The organism is Beduini sp. (assembly GCF_047239305.1).
Taxonomy (GTDB): domain Bacteria; phylum Bacillota_I; class Bacilli_A; order Erysipelotrichales; family Coprobacillaceae; genus Beduini.
Genome location: NZ_JBKTEM010000001.1, coordinates 631,920 through 652,653, shown reverse-complemented (window position 1 = coordinate 652,653; position 20,734 = coordinate 631,920). Strand labels below are relative to the sequence as shown.

Annotated in this window: 18 protein-coding genes; 9 read left to right on the top strand and 9 right to left on the bottom strand. The window is 35.4% G+C overall.

The annotated features are described in order from the left end of the window. Window positions 1-8: 8 nt before the first annotated feature. From ACLRVU_RS03335 to ACLRVU_RS03305, 7 genes are all read right to left on the bottom strand, one after another. Complete coding sequence (locus tag ACLRVU_RS03335; RefSeq protein WP_412890691.1) at window positions 9-791, bottom strand: hypothetical protein; 783 nt, start codon at window positions 789-791, stop codon at window positions 9-11. Between the two features lie 28 nt (window positions 792-819). Further along, window positions 820-1,593 (bottom strand): hypothetical protein, encoded by a 774-nt coding sequence (locus ACLRVU_RS03330; RefSeq protein WP_412890690.1) that lies wholly within the window; start codon window positions 1,591-1,593, stop codon window positions 820-822. Between the two features lie 6 nt (window positions 1,594-1,599). After that, window positions 1,600-2,112: a hypothetical protein gene (locus ACLRVU_RS03325; protein ID WP_412890689.1), complete on the bottom strand. Its 513-nt coding sequence runs from the start codon at window positions 2,110-2,112 to the stop codon at window positions 1,600-1,602. A 495-nt stretch (window positions 2,113-2,607) separates the two neighbouring features. After that, window positions 2,608-2,880, bottom strand: a complete 273-nt coding sequence (locus ACLRVU_RS03320; RefSeq protein WP_412890688.1) for an HU family DNA-binding protein — start codon at window positions 2,878-2,880, stop codon at window positions 2,608-2,610. Window positions 2,881-3,184: 304 nt separating this feature from the next. Beyond that, entirely contained in the window at window positions 3,185-4,060 is an 876-nt protein-coding gene (locus tag ACLRVU_RS03315) for a hypothetical protein (RefSeq protein WP_412890687.1), read from the bottom strand. Between the two features lie 452 nt (window positions 4,061-4,512). After that, the gene (locus tag ACLRVU_RS03310; protein ID WP_412890686.1) at window positions 4,513-6,312 is read right to left on the bottom strand and encodes a hypothetical protein; all 1,800 of its coding nucleotides are present in this window, start codon (window positions 6,310-6,312) and stop codon (window positions 4,513-4,515) included. 1 nt (window position 6,313) lies between these two features. Beyond that, window positions 6,314-7,441, bottom strand: coding sequence for a cysteine desulfurase family protein (locus ACLRVU_RS03305; RefSeq protein ID WP_412890685.1), 1,128 nt, complete (start codon window positions 7,439-7,441; stop codon window positions 6,314-6,316). A gap of 629 nt (window positions 7,442-8,070) precedes the next feature. Between ACLRVU_RS03305 and ACLRVU_RS03300 the strand changes: the two genes are divergently transcribed. The 5 genes from ACLRVU_RS03300 (at window position 8,071) to ACLRVU_RS03280 (ending at window position 13,488) form a co-directional block, all read left to right on the top strand. Continuing rightward, window positions 8,071-8,412, top strand: coding sequence for a hypothetical protein (locus ACLRVU_RS03300; RefSeq protein WP_412890684.1), 342 nt, complete (start codon window positions 8,071-8,073; stop codon window positions 8,410-8,412). A 146-nt stretch (window positions 8,413-8,558) separates the two neighbouring features. Beyond that, entirely contained in the window at window positions 8,559-9,479 is a 921-nt protein-coding gene (locus ACLRVU_RS03295) for a hypothetical protein (RefSeq protein ID WP_412890683.1), read from the top strand. 424 nt (window positions 9,480-9,903) lie between these two features. Then, complete coding sequence (locus tag ACLRVU_RS03290; RefSeq protein WP_412890682.1) at window positions 9,904-11,391, top strand: NlpC/P60 family protein; 1,488 nt, start codon at window positions 9,904-9,906, stop codon at window positions 11,389-11,391. Between the two features lie 68 nt (window positions 11,392-11,459). Beyond that, window positions 11,460-12,920 carry an NAD(P)H-hydrate dehydratase gene (locus ACLRVU_RS03285; protein ID WP_412890681.1) on the top strand — a complete coding sequence of 487 codons (1,461 nt, stop codon included), beginning with the start codon at window positions 11,460-11,462 and terminating at the stop codon, window positions 12,918-12,920. Then, complete coding sequence (locus ACLRVU_RS03280; RefSeq protein ID WP_412890680.1) at window positions 12,883-13,488, top strand: non-canonical purine NTP pyrophosphatase; 606 nt, start codon at window positions 12,883-12,885, stop codon at window positions 13,486-13,488. Before ACLRVU_RS03285 ends, ACLRVU_RS03280 begins: the two co-directional genes overlap by 38 nt. 17 nt (window positions 13,489-13,505) lie before the next feature. On the opposite strand, the gene pgeF is transcribed toward ACLRVU_RS03280, so the two are convergent. Continuing rightward, window positions 13,506-14,279, bottom strand: a complete 774-nt coding sequence (gene pgeF, locus ACLRVU_RS03275) for a peptidoglycan editing factor PgeF (RefSeq protein WP_412890679.1) — start codon at window positions 14,277-14,279, stop codon at window positions 13,506-13,508. Between the two features lie 77 nt (window positions 14,280-14,356). Between pgeF and ACLRVU_RS03270 the strand changes: the two genes are divergently transcribed. Continuing rightward, on the top strand, window positions 14,357-14,683 hold the full coding sequence (locus tag ACLRVU_RS03270; protein ID WP_412890678.1) for a hypothetical protein: 327 nt from the start codon (window positions 14,357-14,359) through the stop codon (window positions 14,681-14,683). 10 nt (window positions 14,684-14,693) lie between these two features. Here ACLRVU_RS03270 and ACLRVU_RS03265 read toward each other — a convergent pair whose 3' ends face one another. Next, entirely contained in the window at window positions 14,694-16,340 is a 1,647-nt protein-coding gene (locus ACLRVU_RS03265) for an NFACT family protein (RefSeq protein WP_412890677.1), read from the bottom strand. A 113-nt stretch (window positions 16,341-16,453) separates the two neighbouring features. Here ACLRVU_RS03265 and gmk point away from each other — a divergent pair, with 113 nt between their 5' ends. The 3 genes from gmk to priA all read left to right on the top strand — a co-directional run bounded on the left by gmk (window position 16,454) and on the right by priA (window position 20,733). Then, the gene (gene gmk / locus ACLRVU_RS03260; RefSeq protein WP_147549145.1) at window positions 16,454-17,029 is read left to right on the top strand and encodes a guanylate kinase; all 576 of its coding nucleotides are present in this window, start codon (window positions 16,454-16,456) and stop codon (window positions 17,027-17,029) included. 95 nt (window positions 17,030-17,124) lie between these two features. Continuing rightward, complete coding sequence (dinB, locus tag ACLRVU_RS03255; protein WP_412890676.1) at window positions 17,125-18,417, top strand: DNA polymerase IV; 1,293 nt, start codon at window positions 17,125-17,127, stop codon at window positions 18,415-18,417. Window positions 18,418-18,534: 117 nt separating this feature from the next. After that, the gene (gene priA, locus ACLRVU_RS03250) at window positions 18,535-20,733 is read left to right on the top strand and encodes a primosomal protein N' (RefSeq protein ID WP_412890675.1); all 2,199 of its coding nucleotides are present in this window, start codon (window positions 18,535-18,537) and stop codon (window positions 20,731-20,733) included. Window position 20,734 lies beyond the last annotated feature (1 nt).

Genomic DNA, 20,734 nt, shown 5'->3' with positions numbered 1-20,734 from the left:
TTATCCTGCTATTTATCAATAATAATTGAGAAAAGTGTATCTTCGCTTGAACAATAGTCTTTGTTAAACTTGATTTCAAATGGATGTTTTCCGTCTGCTTTTAAAGATAATTCGATACTTGATGGATCAAATTCCGCTCTTGAAGCGACAATAACCCCGGTATAGACAGTATTTTTATTACATTTATCTAAGAATAGAGCATAGGCATGCATTTTAAACTGAGTTCCGTCAACGGCTGTTTTCTTTGTGATTTTATTGGCACTAGTGCTTTCATATTCATATTGTGCCCAGTATGTTCCTTCTGCATCGGCAGGCAATGTTACGGTTGAACCGGATACTGAGAAATGTCCTTGAGTCACTTCACCTGTGGCTAATGTTAATTTTTCTGCTAATCCGTTGTTGATTAGTTTATAAACAAATTTTAAACTTCCGGCAACGGGTTCGTGATTCAATTCTAATTTACCTTCTGCCGCAGTTTTAATGTCAGCAGAATAAGCTTTGATTTTATTAGCTGTAGTAGCAACTTCCTTTTGAGCTCCTAACTGCACAGCATATAAATCTGTACTAAAGATTGAGTTTGAGCCACTTAAAGAAGCCGTTGCGGCATTATATAATGTCATAATGCTCGCTTTATCGTTATCTAATACTTCTGTTCCTTCTGCTCCGGTTTTTAAAGAAGCATCTTCGACACTCGTGATTCTTACTGCGACGGATCCGTCTTCAATGTCTGATAATACGACCTCACGCATTTTTTTAACGACTAATTCATTTAAATCTAATGTTTGTTCCATTTATTATTTCCTCCTAATTTAAAAGCAATCAAAGATCGCTTAATATGTTAATATCGTTTTTATCGATATCTTTAAAACGAATACCAAAACCAGAATAGGCACTTTGCTGAAGAAGTTTAGCGTTATTCATTTTTAGAATTCTTTTGACACTATCCATAAACGGAAAGATTTTCATATTAAAAACCGTTTTTTCATCATGTTTAAATCCTTCAGAATTGACCATCGCCGATATGAGATTAAGCAACTGAGATTTATATTCTTTATCTATATTTTTATCGACTCTATTTTTTGATTCATCAATCAAATAAAGTTTTGCTCCCATATTCCCTGGTTTCAGTTCATTTTTTTCAAACCCATGAAGAGTTCTTAAATATTGAGTAAGCTGGATATAGCTATATTCATCAAATATGAAATCAAACTCCTTTGTAGAGGAGCCATCTTCTTTTGTCTCAATACTTCGAATAATATGCTGTGTTAATATTTTATCTCCTGTTGTTGTCGAATCACAAAGTGTCATACATGAGAAGTCGATGTCACTTCCGAAAAGAAGTTTTGTATTGTCTTTAAGCAAGATTGGGGCGATAAAATATAAAAAGACCATATAAGGACTGATTTGAGTAAAGTCAATCCCGCATTGGTCTAATTGCCATGCTAAATCTGTTGGGGTTGCACATATGCTGCTTGCCACGGAAAAATAGCGCTCTTCTCCAAATTCTTCTATTTCACCTAAGGTTGGCTGGTAAACATAAAAATGATCGTTAATCTTATAATGGTTCCCACGATATAAGCTTAATAAATCCATTTAGTATTAAAGGGCATTATTCAAGTCTATGCCTTCAAAAATTAAAGTCCTGCTTAAAAAGTCTTTTTCATATAAAGCGGGTTCATTGGATACAAGATGCAGATCATTATAACTTCCATCACTGTTAAACTTTTCATCAATTAAAATAGAAAGCGCATCATTGCGATTTATTTTCCATTTTGGATCATTGTCTAAAAATAAATGATCGCGATGAGAGATAATGGTAATGCTTAAAATAGGCTTTACCCAAGTAAATGTGATGTTTTCTGTATTTGGAATTGAAATCTCTACAATTATAAAAGTAATAGGCAGATTCGTGAAATTGGGATTTTGTTGTTCCGTATAAAGGTGAGGAGTAAATCCCATTTCTTTTGTTTTTGGTGTATTTAATAGGTATATAGGTTCCCAGTTTGATTTTTCTTGATCGGGGCTGTCGATTAAAGTAATCACATCATGATCATGGATCAGATCATTTAATACACGTTGTTTCAGCTCGCTTATAATTCTGCTGTTTGCCATGAATTTAATCCTAGCCTTCTAAAGATTATGAATCACAATATTTGCTGCATAATTCTTGTTTGAAAGTCCTTCCTATAAAGTTGTTATCTTAGTATAAGATTTTGAGAATTCTTTATCATCGGTTACTTTTAAAATTTAATATAATTTTGATAAAGAAACGATTTATAAACATCTCCTTTCTTTTGTGTAATAAAGAATAACTTTTAATCATCTTCATTATTTGGTAAGAAGGATAATACAGTTGAATAAGAAGTAAACATATTGATGTACGGAATATCATCATTTATCTTTTTTTTAGTTATTGTGGGGTGTTGTTTGTATATTATTTTGCTTTACTATAAAGGGATTCTCTTAAATGGAGGTCTTTATATAAGATGAACGAAGATATTGCTTTTACTAAATAAAAATAATTTTCCTTATCATGTTGTTAGATTTCGGAAAATTATTTATGAATATGAATTTAGATAGATAGCTCTGCTTATTGCAGAGTGGAGATTACTTTAGTTTTTCTTTTAGAGTATCTGAGGGGGAAAAACATATCTTAATGGATTCTTTTATTGTCATAGGCAGCAACGTATTTGGATTTACCCCGGTTCTTTTTGGGGTCTCTCTTAAATAGAAACGTCCAAAGTTTCTAAAGTAAATACTTTCTCTTGATGCAAGTTTCTGTTCAATAATGTACAAAAATGTATTGATTGCCTCATTTGCTTTTGTACGCGGGCAATCTGTGATGGCCATATATTCATCTATAAACTCTTTTTTAGTCACTAGGTATCTCCTTTCTATTTTCATTCTGTTTGTTTACTTGGTCCGTTCAGATATACATTAAAAATGTTTAAGTGATAATAAAAGTTAAATTGGTTTGCTTAATCTTGATCTCTTGTATAAATCTGAATAACGAGTTTAACTTAATGATCAGATCATCATTTTTATGTCTGTACTCTAACTTTCTGCGGAGTTTCTTCCTTCTTACCAGATAGAATGTATGTTCTGTTTTGAACTGGCGATAAACAGGGGGATTCCTATGCTTGGTAGTGAAAAAAGTAAAGAAATTAGGCTGTTTTTATCATTTTTACTCTATTTTTTTGTATTTTTTGTTTAGTATTTGAAGCTTTCCGCAAGCATCTTCTTTTAAAACGGGGAGCTTTTCTTGGGATTCCTTTATCACTTGGTAAAAAGAACTGTTTGGATATCCAAATAGTATGTAGAGAGCAGAGAGATAGAAGGGTTTATACTGATCATGATCAAAAGTTTTGAGTAAGTAGATAATCGTATTGCGGCTTAACTTTGTTTTTCCAATGCTCCGATATAACTTTTCTTTTTCTATTTGCAGAAAATCGTTTTTATTTTCCTCTAAAGCAGACATAGAAAACAGTCTTTTTTTAAAGGCTGAGTAGTCTTTGAAAAGTTGAATTATTTTGGCAACTTGTTCTCTTGTGATGTGATGGACATTGTATCCTTCCTGATTAAGAATTTGATCAAAGGGAAGATAGTCATTTTTCGATGGCGATGGCTTGCGCTTTTGGACTAAATACATATTAATGATTTTTTGCAGATAATCCATAGTGGAATCATGGAAAACATATTCTTTTTTTGTATCTTGCTCATACCCTTTTATCTGAGCAATTTTTTTAAAGAAATAGGGCTTGATTACTTTTCCGTTGTGTTCTCTTTTCCATTTTCTTTTTAATTCTTTATATTCGTTGCTGCTGCTGATCGAAAATTCTTTTTTAGCACTATCTATTTCCAAGCCGGACATGACGGCTAATTTACATATATCTAAATAAATCATGTGAATATCTTTTGCTTTGGCATGGTGGTTAAGATTATGAAAAAGCAAGGTATTTAACTCTTGTGATAAATTAACGAACATGCCAATTTGGTTTTCACTCGTTTTGATATCTAAAGCCGTTTTTTGGGATAGCGAAAATAAACGTTTTGTCTTCACTGAATTTACATTGCAGGTAGGCACTTTAAATAAGTTATAATTAAGTTCCGCCTTATTTAAAAGGATCGGGTTATTAGTTATAAGAATTGCATCTGAATCAAACCATCTTACCCCTGGTTACCCAGTATTTTGAATTCCCTTAAAATGAATGGGGAGGGAGTAGAGCATATCATTTACCCTGAGTTCAGGGTAGACTTGCGCTTCTAAACGAAGAATTTCACTTCGAATATACATGGTCTATACCGCGTGGGTACCTTTCCATTGCTCGTTTGACCTTTATAAAAATTGCTTTTTATACTTGGCACAGGATTGGCTCAATAAAAGCGTTCCCTGTCAGCATAACTACTAATAGTCATTTCCTAATATTCCTTAGCGTTAGTTATACACCCTAGATGTCTAGGTTCACAAATCTTTTTACATATATATTACTATATAAGGCGGACCGATTATGGTTAATCCGCACCATTCAGACGCTGTAATACATTTTCTTCAATACTATTTAAAACAATAATTTCTTTTGTCATATTTATATATTTTTCAATCAAGGGATGTCGGATATTGTGGGGTAAATAAATATTGCCTGCACAGATATGTGGTGAACGGCAGCATAAAAGCCGGCCTTCTGGAAAAAAGTAAGAACAGACATTTTGTTTTTTTATGATACTGATTCCATTAAATTGCCCGATACTTTCTTGCAGCATTTCAATGGGGTTGCCTAATAATGTCGCATAGGTGCCACTGATTAATAGATGCCCTGTTCTTAAATTTTTAATATAGGAAGTCACCAGATCTTGTCTGAATTCAGCATATAATTTTGTTTTTTCGAATTTTTGGTTCAATCCTAATAGCTTGTAGACGATTTCATTTTTATTCTGTGCCGGAGTATCCCATTTTTCTGTTTTTAAATTATAATGAATATGAAATCTTAAAATACTGGCATCCTGCTTTATTAAATCCAAATAGTCTAAAGAGGGTTTAACTAATTGGAAGACCTCTTCAAAAGTTAACTGGATCGTGTTTAATAATTGATAGTTGGTTTGAACATAAGAACCATTAAAATAATGTGTCGGTTTATCATGTTTAACAATTCCAAAAATAGGATCCACATGTTTCAACCAGTTTTTAAGGGTTCCAAATTTAAGATATTTAATACTGCTATGAGTAGTAATCATTTTTATCTGTTGAATATCTTTTGCTAAGGTAAATCCATTTAGCTGTGAAATTTCAGTAATATGCTGGTCTTTAAACCATTTTTGGATATTGGCATTAAAGCATGCGGATTTAAAAAAACGATTTCTCAGTAAAAGCATACCTTTATGCGAATAGGAACCAAAAAGTGAATGATCTAAAAGTGTTTGACCGTCCCATATGCTGTTTTTTATTTTAGCCGTTTTTTCTTTAACCGTTAAATGCTGCTTTTTATCATAGACTTCGATGACCTCATCTTTGAAAACCGATTCATAATCATTTATAACTAAAATTTGATGCAGCTCTATTTTTATTGTATCGATAATAGAAGACAAAGGAAGAGAGATATAGGCTTCCCAAGCTGCCAAATCGGATTCTGTATTCTCGTTCACTTTCAAGCCGCATAGCTCCCATTTGTGTATAAAGGGATATAGGGCTGCATTAATAAACAGACATTTGCCGACTCGAGAAGAACCCGAGGAGCGCTTGTATCGGCAATATTTGGTTTGATTAACAACAAAGCCATGGGAATAGGTCCATTCCCTTAACATTGCAGTGGTCATTACAGTGGGAATAGTTGCTGTTTGATACTTCCCCTCAATGATCTTAAAACATTTGCCTAACAGTTTTTCATCGATCGGATGATCTATATTTTCATTGATAATGATTCCAATAAGCTGACCGTCTTTTATACATACATTATCTTGAAACACTAAATCCTTTTGTTTTGCGCCTAATTTAATGTACCTGTTTTTACCTACAGGATTAAATTCTTTTAAAGCATAACGATAGGTAAGATTGATGACCTGCAAAGTAGCAGGGTGTTGATTCACTTCCACTATAAAATTCTTTTTACTGATTTTTTTACGGTATAAGTTCTTTAATTCGATGAGTTCTAAAGAAAAATCAAGTACGTTACAAAATTTCTTTTCTAAAAACTGTCCTGCTTTTTCACCGGATTTATATTTTATTTCATAACCATTCAATGCATCATCCAAATTAGATAAATAAATATCCTTGGCTTCTAAGGATAATATCTTTAGTCCCTTTTTGATATCTTCCAAATTATGCGCCCCTGTCTATACTGTTCTTAAATCTTTTAATGACATGAATCACTTCATCTATTTCTTTTAGGGTTGTATTTTCATCAATCGTAAAACGAACACAACACATCTGATCGGCTTTATCTAAACCTAAAGCAGAGATAACATGGCTGGGGGTTAGCGATAAGCTGTTGCAGGCAGAACCGGAGGAAGCGGCTATATTATAGAGACTCAGATAAGAGAGCAGAGAGTGGGACTCTATTCCTTTGAAACACATATTTATATTATTGGACAGACGGTGTTTTTTACTTCCTAATAAATAGGTATTATCTATCGTTTCCAATTCCTGAATAAAATAGTCTCGTTTAAAGGCTATATATGTATTTTTTAAATGAAAATCGGTCTGAGTTAAATTTTTTAACGCTTCTCCTAAGCCGATGATATAGGGAGTATTCTCAGTACCACCTCTTAGTGAATTTTCTTGTTCACCGGAAATTATAGGCTCTAAACGCAGACTTTTACGTTTATATAAGAAGCCAATTCCTTTAGGACAGCCGAATTTATGCCCGCTGACACTCATCATATCAATTCCTAATTCTTGAACATTAATGCGTTGAGTAGGAAATAATTGAACGGCGTCAATATGCAAGATTCCCTGATGGGTATGTATGATGGAACTGATTTTTTTAATATCTTGAAGGGTACCAATTTCATTATTTGCCCCATTGATGGTTACTAATGAACGACATTGGTAAAGTTTATCTGCCTTATCTAAACGGTCAATTAAAAAAGAGGGAAGGATGATCCCATTCCTGTTGACCTCCAGTTTAGCTCGCCTTGCCTTAATATTCATAATTGAAGAATGACTAGTAGGATCGATCAGTAATATAAAATTTTTATTGGCATTTAAAAATCCTTTAATAGCTAAATTATTACTTTCTGATCCGGAAGATGTAAAAATAATTTCTTCAGGAAGACAGTGAATATAATCGGCAATATCTTTTCTGACTTGATCAATCTTTTCTCTGATAAATAAACCCTGTTGATAGGAACTTGAAGGATTATACCAATCTTGGTCTAAGCACCTGAAAATGGCATTTTGTACATGCTTATGTACAGGGGTTGTCGCTGCATGATCTAGATAAATCATAATAATTCTCCTTTATTATAAACTAATATTTCCAAAATTATTAACTTTGGGATTACATGATGATTATAACGCGATAAAATAGAAAGTCAACATAGTTTTATCAACATGAATGAAATGAGGGAATATTTTATCAACCCAATTTATTTATTTTAATCGGTTGTTTTCAGTCATTTTAGGAAATAAGAATGTGTTTAATTTATTATTAGAAGTCATAGATATAATATCAATATTTTTTTAAAGTAAGTACAGTTTATAAAATTTTCTATAGTATAAAAATAGAAAAAAATATTTTTATATTTCTAATATATGATATACTGTTTATGAAAAGCATGTCAGATTAATAATAAAACTTAACGAATAAGTTTAGAAACAAAGAATATTTAGAAGCGTGTCATTTCGTTATTTTTCTAATGTTAGTTGCAAGGAAGGTTACACTGGTTGAAGGGGGTAACTTTTTTAGTTTATAATAAAAAATTACATATTTAGGAAAAAGCTATATCTTATTATATCGTATGTTGAATAAAGCTAATTATAAATTGACTTTTGCGGTTGCCATGCTAAGATTTATTTTGTAAGGGGTAATCATCTGAGAGGCGCAATCAGAAAATTTTCAACAAAGGGAGAAGACGATGAGAAGTGTAAAGATGTGTAATATATTTTCAGAATTATGTTTTAATACAGATCACATAGTCTTAATGGATAGCGGTGATATTTATATAGAATTCAATAGCAAGTTAATAACTCAATCCATTAATGATAAAAATTTGGTGTCATTTTTAATAGGTAAAGTAATAGATGTTTTGTATCTGTTGATTTCTTATGAAAATGATGAACTTAATTATAAACTTTATTATATAAAGAATAAAGAAGAACATATACGTTTTATCGATGATTTTGATAGCAGAGAAAAAAATATTATATTGGGTATTCTCATCAAGTATTTTATTGAGAATGGGATAAGAGGAAAATGATCAAGTCATAGTTTTGGCATGAGTAATTGGCTTGTTGAAGTTATAAGAAAGCGTGATGGAATCATCATAATTGAAAACAAAGGATCTTAATATGGAAAATGTTGTCGTGGATAATATCTTAGGATATAATAAAGAGAGGGGGTGTCATGATGTATAGTAATGTATTAAAGGATAGTTTTTATGAACTGTTGCCTGACACTAAAAAGAAAATAGCGGACAAAGTCTTTACGTTGTATAAAGAAAAAGAATTGCAATATGGTATAGATTTGAGCGAATTTTCCGAAGAACAAATTCTGCGGGAAGCCGTAAAAATAAAAGCGGAGACAACATGTTCGAAAATGTTAGCCCTCCTTAGGGAATTCTTTAATTATTGTGTACAGATGCACGCTGTTAAGGAAAATCCTTTAGAGAACTTGATTATAACTAGATTTTTAGATGAGAACTACAGTAAAAAAATCATTAATTATATCACCCATGATCAATTTCTTAGAGATATTGAGGTTGTAAAAAAATCTCAAACTGGGGAATATGATGTTGCTTTAATTGAATGCTTATATTATGGCATTGTTTTTTCAACAAAAGAGTTAACTCATTTAAAATTGAGTGATATTATACAGAAAAACGGTAAATATTATGTTTATAATAAGATCAGAAATAATGACCTGATTCCTGATGATCTTTATGACCGGTTAGAGAAAACAAACGGATTAAAGAGTTTGAAGTCCGGTGATAAAGAATATCAATTAAATGTATCTCAAGATAGGATTTTTAAACCGACCATCATTTTAAGTGCCGCTCCAGAAAATGAAGTATATCTTAATGATGTGATTAGAAAAAGAATCTCAGCTGCTCTCAATAAAAAGGTGAATGCAAAAACCTATATGCGAAGCGGAATGCTGAATTATGTCATTAATGAGGCGATCAAAAGAAATCTTGATTTCTATAGTGATTATTACGCTGAAGAAAATAGCGGAGAAAGAACAAGAGTCTACGAGGAGATACTAAACAACTTTGGCAGAGATATTAATTATTATAATTTTAAAGCTTTGTATAAAAGAATTGTGTAAAGGTGAGATCATTTATTTCACCTTTTTAATTTAGATAGAAGATTTAAAATATAGGCAAGAACATAATCCTGAAATGAAGGAAATAGAGGGATTAAAGATAATAGTTGATGAATTATATAGTTTTATTTAATGAGGAGACTATTGCATCGTATATTTTTAATAAACTTGTTTTTATAAATTAATATCACAAATATTTTTTATGAAAAGGAGATATTTCATTTAAGGAGAACTTAAGTGAAATTAAATTCACACGAAGGATTATAGGAATAAGCATATTCTGTAGAATTATGTAAAATATTATTTATATATTCGCTAAATAGTCGATAAAAATTTAAATAAAATTTGTTAAATCTTTAAAAACATTGGATTTTCTTAATTAAGTCTTGTATAATGGAGATATCAATAAGGTGAAAGGGGGCGTTTGATGAACGTTCAGTCGTTGAAACGTTTATTGGCTACCGTCAAGAAGCATGTCGATGGGCGCAAAGCAATGTTTATTCCAGTGATTAGTGTATTTTCCTTTTTAATTGTAGGGTATACCGCTTTAGATAAGGAGGCACCAATCATTGCAACTGATGAAATTAAACTTGCTTATGGTCAAGAACTAGATGCTAGTCGTTTACTGATTAGTGATAATCATGACGAAGTGGCAGATTTAGTCGTAGAAATGGATACCGCTCGTTTAGATATTCATCGTGTAGGTGATTATTATGTGAGTGTAACCGTAAGTGATCGTTGTAAAAATGAGGCAACCAAAGATATTTTGGTACATGTCGTTGATGAAGAAAAACCAGAATTCACTTTAAATACTGCAAATAAGGATTTAATTAATGATAATGGGACTTTAAAAATTAATGTCAATGCACCAAGCGAATTATCTCATTACATCTTAGCTAAAGATAATGCGGATGGGGATATTACGATGTTCATGAACATACTTAGTCCATTGGACACTTCAAAAGTAGGACCACAAGATGTTGTGGTAAGTGTAAGCGACTCTTCAGGAAATTACAATGAAGCAAGTTACCAATTTGTTATTACGGATGTTGAGGCACCGAAAGTGAACTGGACTTCTGGAAATGAAGTTGAAACAGATTTCGGTACGCAGTTTGATTTAAGAGATTATGCAGAAATTGTCGATAATGCGGCAGATTTTGATGCGTTAACTATTGAGTTTGAATCAGCAATCGATACACAGCAAATCGGAACTTATGAAACTAAATTTACAGTAACCGATCCTTCTGGAAATAAAACAGAAGACAGTATTAAAGTAGAAGTAAAGGATTTGAGTGCACCGGTGATTATGGTAAGTCAAGATTCTTTTGAAATTGAAACAGGAGAAAATTTTGATGTGCGCCCTTATATCGTCGCTGTCGACAATAAAGACGGTGATGTGACAGAAAATGTTGTCATAGATGGATATATCGATGTAAACACACCAGGTAACTATACTTTAATTATGACTGTAAAAGATGAAGCTGGAAACGAAGCAAGCCGTTCAGTTTCAGTCACTGTAAATGAACCTTACACTGTACCAACCTTCTCTGCCTCAGGCGGTGGAAACGGATCAGTGACTTCTATCGGAGTTGGTAAAGTAGGCAGTCCTTATGTATATGGATCATCAGGTCCAACGGCATTTGACTGTTCAGGATTTACAAGCTATGTTTTCTCACAAGCGGGAATTTCTATTGGACGTACAACCTATGCACAATATGCTGGGGGAAGTCAGGTAAATGATATCCAGCCGGGTGATTTACTGTTCTTTAATACAGTAGGGTCTCTTGGACATGTTGGTATTTATTTAGGTGATGGTCAAATGGTTCACTGTGGAAGTGAAGATACAGGAGTAGAAGTAACAAGCATCTATGGATCTTATTGGCAATCTACATATGCAGGAGCAGTAAGATACTAGAAAAAGGAGTAACATTGTTTTGTTACTCTTTTTTATTTATGGTAAAGTAATACTATGAGGTGATATTCATGAAAATAGCGACAGCAATGCAGATGAATGCAGTTGATGGTGCTTTGATCCATCAATATGGCTATTCCATCTATGAATTAGTGGAAATGGCAAGTCAGCATTTATTAGAAGAAATGCCAAAAAGAAAAAGCTATCTTTTACTAGCTGGTCCCGGCAACAATGGAGCTGATGCACTTTCTTTGGCGAAACGCTTGATAGATGATGGGAAAGAAGTTTATGTTCAGCTTTTTTATTTTGAACATGCAAATTCTACGGTTCAACATTTTTATGAACTGATTAAAGATCAGGTGATATTTGTTGAAAGCTGGGTAGATACGGAGGTAGTGGTTGACGGTATTTTCGGTAATGGGCTGTCAAGGGCACTCGATAAGGACCTTCAACACTATTTACAACAAATCAATCAGTTAGATGGAATTCGTATCGCTATTGATAATCCGACAGGAATAAATGCGACCACCGGAGCGATGCAGTCTGTGTGCTTTCAGGCTGAGAAAACAGTGACGTTTATGTGTTATAAGCTGGCTATGATGAATCAGGATTTAAGAAAATGGTTTGGTATGATTACAGTCAAAACGTTTGGAATCGAACAGGAAGTGTTGGAACATTCACTGATTGCCGATGCGATTGATCAGAATGTTATTTCTTCATTTTTCAGAAGGAGAAAGAATCATGATCATAAAGGCGTAAACGGTAAAATCATCCATTTTACTGGCAGTCGTGAATATACCGGAGCTGCTTGTTTAGCTTCATTAGCCAGTGTCTATTCGGGCAGCGGAATCGTAAGAGTATGCGGTGATGATTATGTATTGCAGCAGGTAAAGATACATAACTTGGAAGCAATCACATTGGACAAGAGTTTATTTTCTGCTGAGATGTTAGAGGGGCAGCAAGCCCTGTTATGTGGCTGCGGCTGTGGGTGGACGGATTCCACTCGACAGGTGATTCGATGCCTTATTAAAGAAAGCAAGGTTCCTTTAGTAATTGATGCAGATGGGATTAATGTGATCAGCGAACATCCGGAATGGTTGCTGGAAAAGCAGTGTCCGATTATCCTGACACCGCATTTAGGCGAATTTGGGCGTCTTTGTCCTGAAATGGATGATTTAGAGACAGCGATACAAACGTTTGCGGAGCGCTATGATGTCATCATGGTCGTTAAAGGTCCTAATACTATCGTTTATGGCGATCATCGCTTTTATCGAAACACCACAGGAAATCCGGGCATGGCAACAGCGGGAATGGGAGATGTTTTAGCCGGAATGATCAGCAGTTTTTGCGGTCAGGGCTACGAACCGCTGCTAGCTGCACAGCTGGGGGTGTACCTTCATGGTTTATGCGGTGATCAGCTTTATTTAGCTCATTATACTGTGCTGCCGCATCGATTGATAGAAAAAATACCGGAAATGATGAAGAGGTTAAGTAATGAAAAAGATACTGATTGGGACAACAAATCCCTCTAAAATAAAAAAATACCAAGATTATCTCTCTGATTTTGATATCGAATGGTATACATTAAAAGATTTAAAAATTGAAACCACTCCTGAGGAAACAGGACAGACTCCAAAAGAGAATGCGGAGATCAAAGCGCACTATTACGGACAATTCTTTGACAGTGTTATCTGTAATGATTCAGGATTGTATTTTCTTGATTTTCCCTTGAATGATCCGGTGCAGCCGGGCTTGTATATTCGTCGTGTTCATGGCAAAGAGCTGAGTGATGAAGAAATGATCGACTATTACAGTCAGCTCGCTTGTGAGCATGGCGGAAAAATTCTAGCGAGCTATGTTCAAGGCGTCGCTGTTTATGAGCAGGGAGTGATTTCTTCTTTTATGGAGTATGATGAATTCAATCGCTATTATGCGTTTTATCTAAATGATCATATCGTTGATACGTATACGCCGGGATGGCCGTTAGATTCATTACATAGCTCCACTGATTTTTTCAGTGAAGAAGAGACACAATTAAAAAAACAGGAATATGATGAGCGTTTTCATCAATTTCTTGTTAGAAGTTTAAAATTAAAATAGTTTGACGTTTTGTCAAACTATTTCATCTTTATCATGCTGACGTTACGTCCGCATTTTTTATTTTTACGATAACTAAAGAAAAGATCGTTATCTTTAATCGTACAGTATTCACTGATTGTAATATGCTCTTTTAAAACCCCGCTAAGCAATAGCTGTTTTTCGACTAAACCTTTCGCATTAAAAAGATATTTGCCATGTTCTTTTGCTTGGTAATAATCACGGGCATCAAAAGACATCTGATCAATCCTGTCAATGACATCCTGACCTACTTCAAAGTGCTCATAATTGATACTTGGACCGATGTAAGCATATATTTCTTTTGGATCACAATGCTCCTTTTTAATTAAATGAGTGATTGTTTTTAAAGTAATCTCATTTACATTGCCTTTCCATCCGGAATGAATAGAAGCGATCAGATCCTGATCTTTAGCATAAATCAATACCGGTGTGCAGTCGGCATGAAAGCTAAGTAAATAAAGATCTTTATCACGTGTATACATCGCATCATAATTATAAAATGCATCTTCAATCGAATACATGCCACGTCCACCGTCTTCTTTTGTGACCTTCAACAGACGAGTAGAGTGGGTTTGACGTGTTGCGACCATATGGTTGAGATCCGTATGCAGATAATTCGCTAAAAGCTGTCTGTTTTTTAAAACATGTTCCGGATCATCACCGACATTAAAACTTAAATTTAACCCTTTGCAATCGCCTTTACTGAACCCACCTTCACGGGTAACACTGTAAGCTTCGATCTGAGGAAAGGGTGACCAAGGTATTAATTTCATCTTTTTTCTCCTTTATCTGTACACTCGCCTTGTACCTTTTTGTAAAGAAACATATATTACATTAGGAGGTGAGTGAAATGAATTGTTTTAATCAAGGGTGTCAATGTCAATCAGGTGGATGTGGTCAACCAACTTGCGGATGCCGTCCAACATGCTCATGTGGTATGGGGGGAGCATTCAACGCTGGAGGATGTGGATGTGGATCATCTTGTGGGTGTGGACCTTGCGGATGTCCTAGACCTCAGCCAGTTGTAATGCCAACTCAAGTTTGTGTGCAAAGAAGAATGGTTCCTCAAGAACAGCCAGTGATCGTACCTATTGAAAGACGTACAATCAATCAATGCTGCTATTTTCCTAGATTTTATCCAGTAGTACAAAATACTTCTTATACACAATTTAACTAAAACAGGTGCCTTAGGCATCTGTTTTTTCTATTTCACTTAGACAATCGCTATCCGGATCGATATAAATGGTCTTGTATTTACTTAGAATAACTTGTCCGGGCTTTCCACCGTTTGGACGTTTTAAAGATTTAACAGGCGCATAATTGATAGGAACGCTGCTGCTGTTCTTTCCCTTAGAATAATAAGCAGCTAATTTTGCCGCTAAACGTATTGTATATTCGTCAGGATCGTCCCAAGCCACCACCACATGACTGCCTGGCATATCTTTGGCATGGAACCAAAGATGATTCTTATTGGCAAAATGAAATGTAAGGTAATCATTTTGCATATTGTTTTTCCCAATATAAATTGTTACCTGATCTTTTGTCTGATAGGTTTCAAACAGTGGCTTTTTTTTCTTTATTTTCACACTTGTTTTTTTTCTTTTTAGGTAGCCTAAGTTTTCAAGCTCTTCTTTAATTTCCAAAGCATCGTTATAATTAGCGTTTTCCATCAGACAAATCAAAGAATCAAAGTAATCAATCTCTGCCTGAGTTAAAGCAATCTGTTCATTTAATACCGCAATCGAGTTTTTTGCTTTTTGATAACGGTTATAATATTTTTTAGCGTTTGCTTTGCCGTCTAAACGCTCATCTAATTCAATAGTCATCATCGTATTATCGTAATAATTTTCTACATCGATCGAACGCATTCCTTTTTTTAATAGGTGCAGCGATGCAAACAGCAAGTCTCCCTTGATACGGTAATCGTCACTGTTTTGCGAATCAAACAGCGTCTGTTCTAATTTGTAAAGTTTGTTTTTATTTTTATTTAATTCACTTAGAAGGTAACGCTCCAGATCGGAAGTCTGCTGTTTAATTCTCTCTTTCACATCAGCATCTTTAAAATAAAGATCCAATCCTTCAAATAAGGAATATTCCTTTGTTTCTCCCTGCAAATGAGTCAGCGGAAGCAGGTGAAAATATTCTTTTTTAGAAGTAGCTGTTATATAAAGAAAACGGCTTTGATCTAATCGCTGCATTAAATCAGAAAAGGATTCTCCCTGTTCCATTCTAAATAAAAGTTCTCTTGATAAGATCGGAGAAACACCTAAACAGGTTTTATTCAAGTTATCACTGATGATTTGAGTTTGTTCAAAAGGGTTGAGCTTTCCTTTTTGCATCGGCGGCAGTTCGTAAAGTGCACCAGGTTGCAGAAAACGCACAGTATTCATGCTGGGACTGATTCTTTTTAGACAATCGATAATCTTTAAAGAAGCATCACACAAAACAAAATTAGAATGTTTTCCCATGATTTCAATAAAGGCGTAGAGTGTTACTAAATCACCTAGCTCATTGCGCGTTAAAAAAGTGAATTTCATAATTCGGTCTAAACCGATCTGTTCGATTTCTTTAATATGACTGCCTTCTAAATGCTTTCTTAAAAGCATAACGAGCTGCTGTGGGATTGCCGGTGTCGGATAACTTTCATTGGTCAAAGCCACACGTGCATAAGTCGGGTGGCAGGAAACCAGCAGTTTTACATTTTTTTGATTCGCTCGTATATTAAAAAGCAGTTCATAATTTGATACCTGATATATTTTATTGATTCTGCCTGCCGTCAGCTGTTCTTTTAAGCAATTTGTTACGGCATGCATCATGATTCCATCATAAGCCATTTTTATCACCTTCCCCATTATAGCATAAATTCTCTTTGTTTCTACTTTAATAGCAAAAACATTTGACAATAAGGAGTGTTTTTTGTATCCTTTAGTAAAAGGTGGTGTTACTTGTGGCCAAGGGGAAATTAATCATTTTAAGTGGGCCAAGCGGAGTCGGAAAAGGGACCGTCAGAGCATCTTTATTTGAAGATGAATCTTTGAATTTGGCCTATTCGATTTCAATGACAACACGTTTTCCAAGAGCGGGGGAACGTGATGGGATCGATTACTTTTTTGTAAGTCAGGAAGAATTTCAAAGAAAGATTGATGAAGACGGATTTTTAGAGTATGCACAGTTTGTTGGAAATTGCTATGGAACGCCTAAGGATTATGTTGATCAATTGCTGAATGATGGAAAAAATGTTGTGCTGGAAATAGAAGTGCAGGGAGCTTTGCAGGTTATGAAAAAATGTCCGGAAGCTTTAACGATCTTCTTAGTACCGCCTTCAATGGATGAACTAGAGAAACGCATTCGGGGAAGAAGAACGGAAGAAGAAGATATCGTGAGACAGCGCTTAGATAAAGCTAAAAGAGAAATTGCGACACAAAACGAATATAAATATGTCGTGTGCAATGATGATGTCGAAGAAGCAAAAAATAAAATCGCAAAAATTATTAAGATGAACGCAAACGTGTTAACTAAATAAAGATACATAGACGGCCGAGAGGCTGTTTTTTTATGGCTGCCTGAGAGTTGAATGAGGAAAGAATTTTAGGGTATGGTAATGATGAGGTGATCAAAATGTGGGATAGGGCAATTCTCCATGCAGATATTAATCATTGCTATGCGCAGATTGAGGAAGTACGAAATTCAAAGCTTGCCAAAGTACCGATGGCTGTTGGCGGTCATGAAGAATCTCGTCATGGGATCATTCTGGCAAAAAATGATCTCGCTAAAAAATATCGAATTAAAACCGGGGAAGCTTTGCGAGATGCGTATAAAAAATGTCCGCATTTAACGATTATTCATCCGGATTACGATCTTTATTTATCAATCAGTGAGCAGGTAAAAGACATCTATCGCCGCTATAGTGACAAAGTAGAAGCGTTTGGCTTAGATGAAGCTTGGATCGATGTGACACATTCGCAGACTTTATTCGGGGATCCGATTGAGATTGCCCGAAAGATTCGAATGGAAGTCTATCGGGAACTGGGACTGACAATCTCAATCGGAATCAGCTTCAACAAAGTATTTGCGAAAATCGCTTCAGATATGGATAAGCATCATGGAGTCGCTGTCATTACATCGGAGAATTATCAGGAACGCTTATGGTGTTTGCCGATCGAAGCAATGTTTTATGTCGGTAGAGCGACCGCCGTTAAACTGCGGGCAAGAGGAATTGGGACAATTCGACAGCTTGCCAATACACAAAAGCTCTATTTAAAATCTTTTTTAGGCAAGCCGGGAGAATGGATCTGGGAATTTGCTAATGGTTTAGATGACAGTGAAGTAGCAAAGTCACAACAGCAGCCGATGATTAAGTCGGTAGGAAACAGCATCACAGCGATTCATGATCTGGAAACATTAGAGGAATTAAAAATGGTGTTTCGGGTATTATCGGAATCGGTCGCCGCTCGATTACGGCAGCTGAATAAAAAAGGCAGTGTCGTCAGCATTTATTTAAGAACGAATGAGTTTGATTGCTGCAGCCGGCAGATAAAATCAGACTATCTGATCGATACCAGCGATGCGATCATGGAATGCGTGGATCATCTGCTGCAGGCACATCTCTCGTTAAAAAGCGATGGTACTTTTGAGGAGGCTTATCGCAGTGTTGGGGTGGTGGTATCGAAACTGCAAAAAGATGAACATAAAATTCAATTGAGTCTTTTTGAAAATGAAAACAGAACAATGCATAATCGTGACTTAGAAGAAACAATTGAAAAGATCAGAGAAAAGTACGGTTCTGATAAAATTAAGCGATGCATTATGATAAAAGATGAAAAACTGACGGGTTTTGATCCTAGAAATGATCATGTGATCCATCCTGTTGGTTTCTTTGGATATTCGGATTCTTCACATAAAACAGGCTGAAAACCGCCTGCTTTTTTATAATTTTAAAAAAGATTAAATATCTTTGCGGCATAATAGGTAATAGTGGAATTTCAGTGCGTTTTTTGATACAATAACTAAGATAGGGAGGTAATACACATGTATATAGCAGATGTCTTAATTGAACATCCAGTCAATCCGTTAGATCGACCTTTTTCTTATTTATGTGAATTACCGATCTCAAAAGGAATTCGAGTGAAAGTTCCGTTTGCCGCTCAAAGTTTGGTCGGCTATGTGGAAAGTGTTTCGGAAACCACATTGAATGAAAAAGAATTGGAAGAAGAAAATGGATATCCATTAAAATGGATTAGTGAAATTATTGATGAAAAACCCTTGCTGAATAGTGAACTGATGCAGGTGGCGGATTACTTGTCCAGGATTACGCTGTCTCCTAAAATCAGCTGTCTGTCGGTGATGCTACCAATTCAGTTTAAGCCGAGCAGTAAGAACGGGGTTGGAAAAAAATATGAACGTTATGTTCAAGCGGTGGATCGGGATGATCTCAAAATGACACCAAAGCAAAAAGCGTGTCATGATTATCTTAAAGAACTGCGAAGACCAATACGTTTAAAGGAAGTGCCTTATTCAGCCGCGATACTAAAAAAACTGGCGGAAATCAAAGCAATCGATATTTTAGATGTTGAGGTATATCGCAATCACTATTTAGATATAAAGACAAAAGAAATATGGCCGCAGCTCACCTTGCCGCAGCAAAAGGCGGTAGAGGGCATTACGAATGAATGGAAACATAAAGTATGTTTATTATATGGGGTGACCGGATCAGGAAAGACAGAGGTGTATCTTCAGGCTGCCAAAAAAGTATTGTCACAACAGAAAACGGTTATGATGCTGGTGCCGGAAATTGCCTTGACACCGATGATGGTGACACGTTTTAAAGAACGTTTTGGTCCGGCGGTGGCAGTATTGCATTCACGCTTGTCCCAAGGTGAAAAGTATGATGAATATCGACGTATTCTAAAACATGACGTTAAGATTGTGGTAGGTGCGAGAAGTGCTATTTTTGCACCTTTGGAAAATATCGGATTAATCATTATGGATGAAGAGCACGATCAGTCTTACAAACAAGATTCCCCGCCGCGCTACCATACTCGGGATATTGCCCGCTTTCGTGCAGAGTACCATCGCTGTCCATTGGTTTTAGCGAGTGCGACGCCTTCGATTGAAACATATGCCCGCGCTAAAAAGGGAACGTATGAACTGTTTGAACTGAAAAAAAGAATTAATAATCAGCCGATGCCGAATGTCACAATTGTCGATATGGCAAAAGAGGTTTCGGCAAAAAACTATTCTTTGTTTTCACGAACGATGCGTCAGCGTTTGCAGGAATGCATTGACCAAAATCATCAGGCGATCGTATTGCTGAATCGGCGCGGCTATTCTAATTATCTGCAATGCAAAGAATGTGGTCATGTAGTGAAATGTCCGCATTGTGATGTCACTTTGACTTATCATAAAGAGGAACATGTGATGAAGTGTCATTACTGTGACTATACTGCGGCTCCTGTTTCGACCTGTCCTAATTGCCAAAGTCGAGCGATGTATCCGGTTGGATATGGGACACAAAAAGTAGAAGAAATGATTCGAAAAGAATTTACAAATGCCAAGGTTATTCGTATGGATGTCGATACAACACGGAAAAAGGGCGCACATGAGCATCTTTTGAAAGCTTTTGAAAAGCAGGAAGCCAACATTTTGCTGGGAACTCAGATGATTGCGAAAGGTTTGGATTTTGCCAATGTGACTTTTGTCGGTGTTTTGAATGCCGATCAGACTTTGAATCTGCCGGACTTTCGAGCCAATGAACGTACCTTTCAATTGCTTTGTCAGGTATCAGGCAGGAGCGGGCGCGGAAAAGAAACCGGCAGTGTCGTGATTCAGACATATAATCCGGAGCATTATGCGATACAATCGGCAAGTCAGCACAACTATCTTGCCTTTTACCAAAAAGAGATTCAGTATCGTTATTATGGAAATTATCCGCCTTATTGTCGTATGGTGTCTTTAGAAATCCGTGGGAAAGACGAAAATATTGTAACGGATCGATCACAGCAGATTGCAGTGTATCTAAAAAACAATGCCACCCATGCCACCGTTTTAGGACCGGCTCCATCACTGATTTATCGCATGAACGATTATTATCGTTATCGTATTTTAATCAAATATAAAAACGGTGAAGGATTGATGAATGCTTTAAATACGATTCATCAGCACTATAATAGGGAAAGAAAAGAAAAAGTATCGGTCATGATCGATTTTAATCCATATACACAAATTTAGG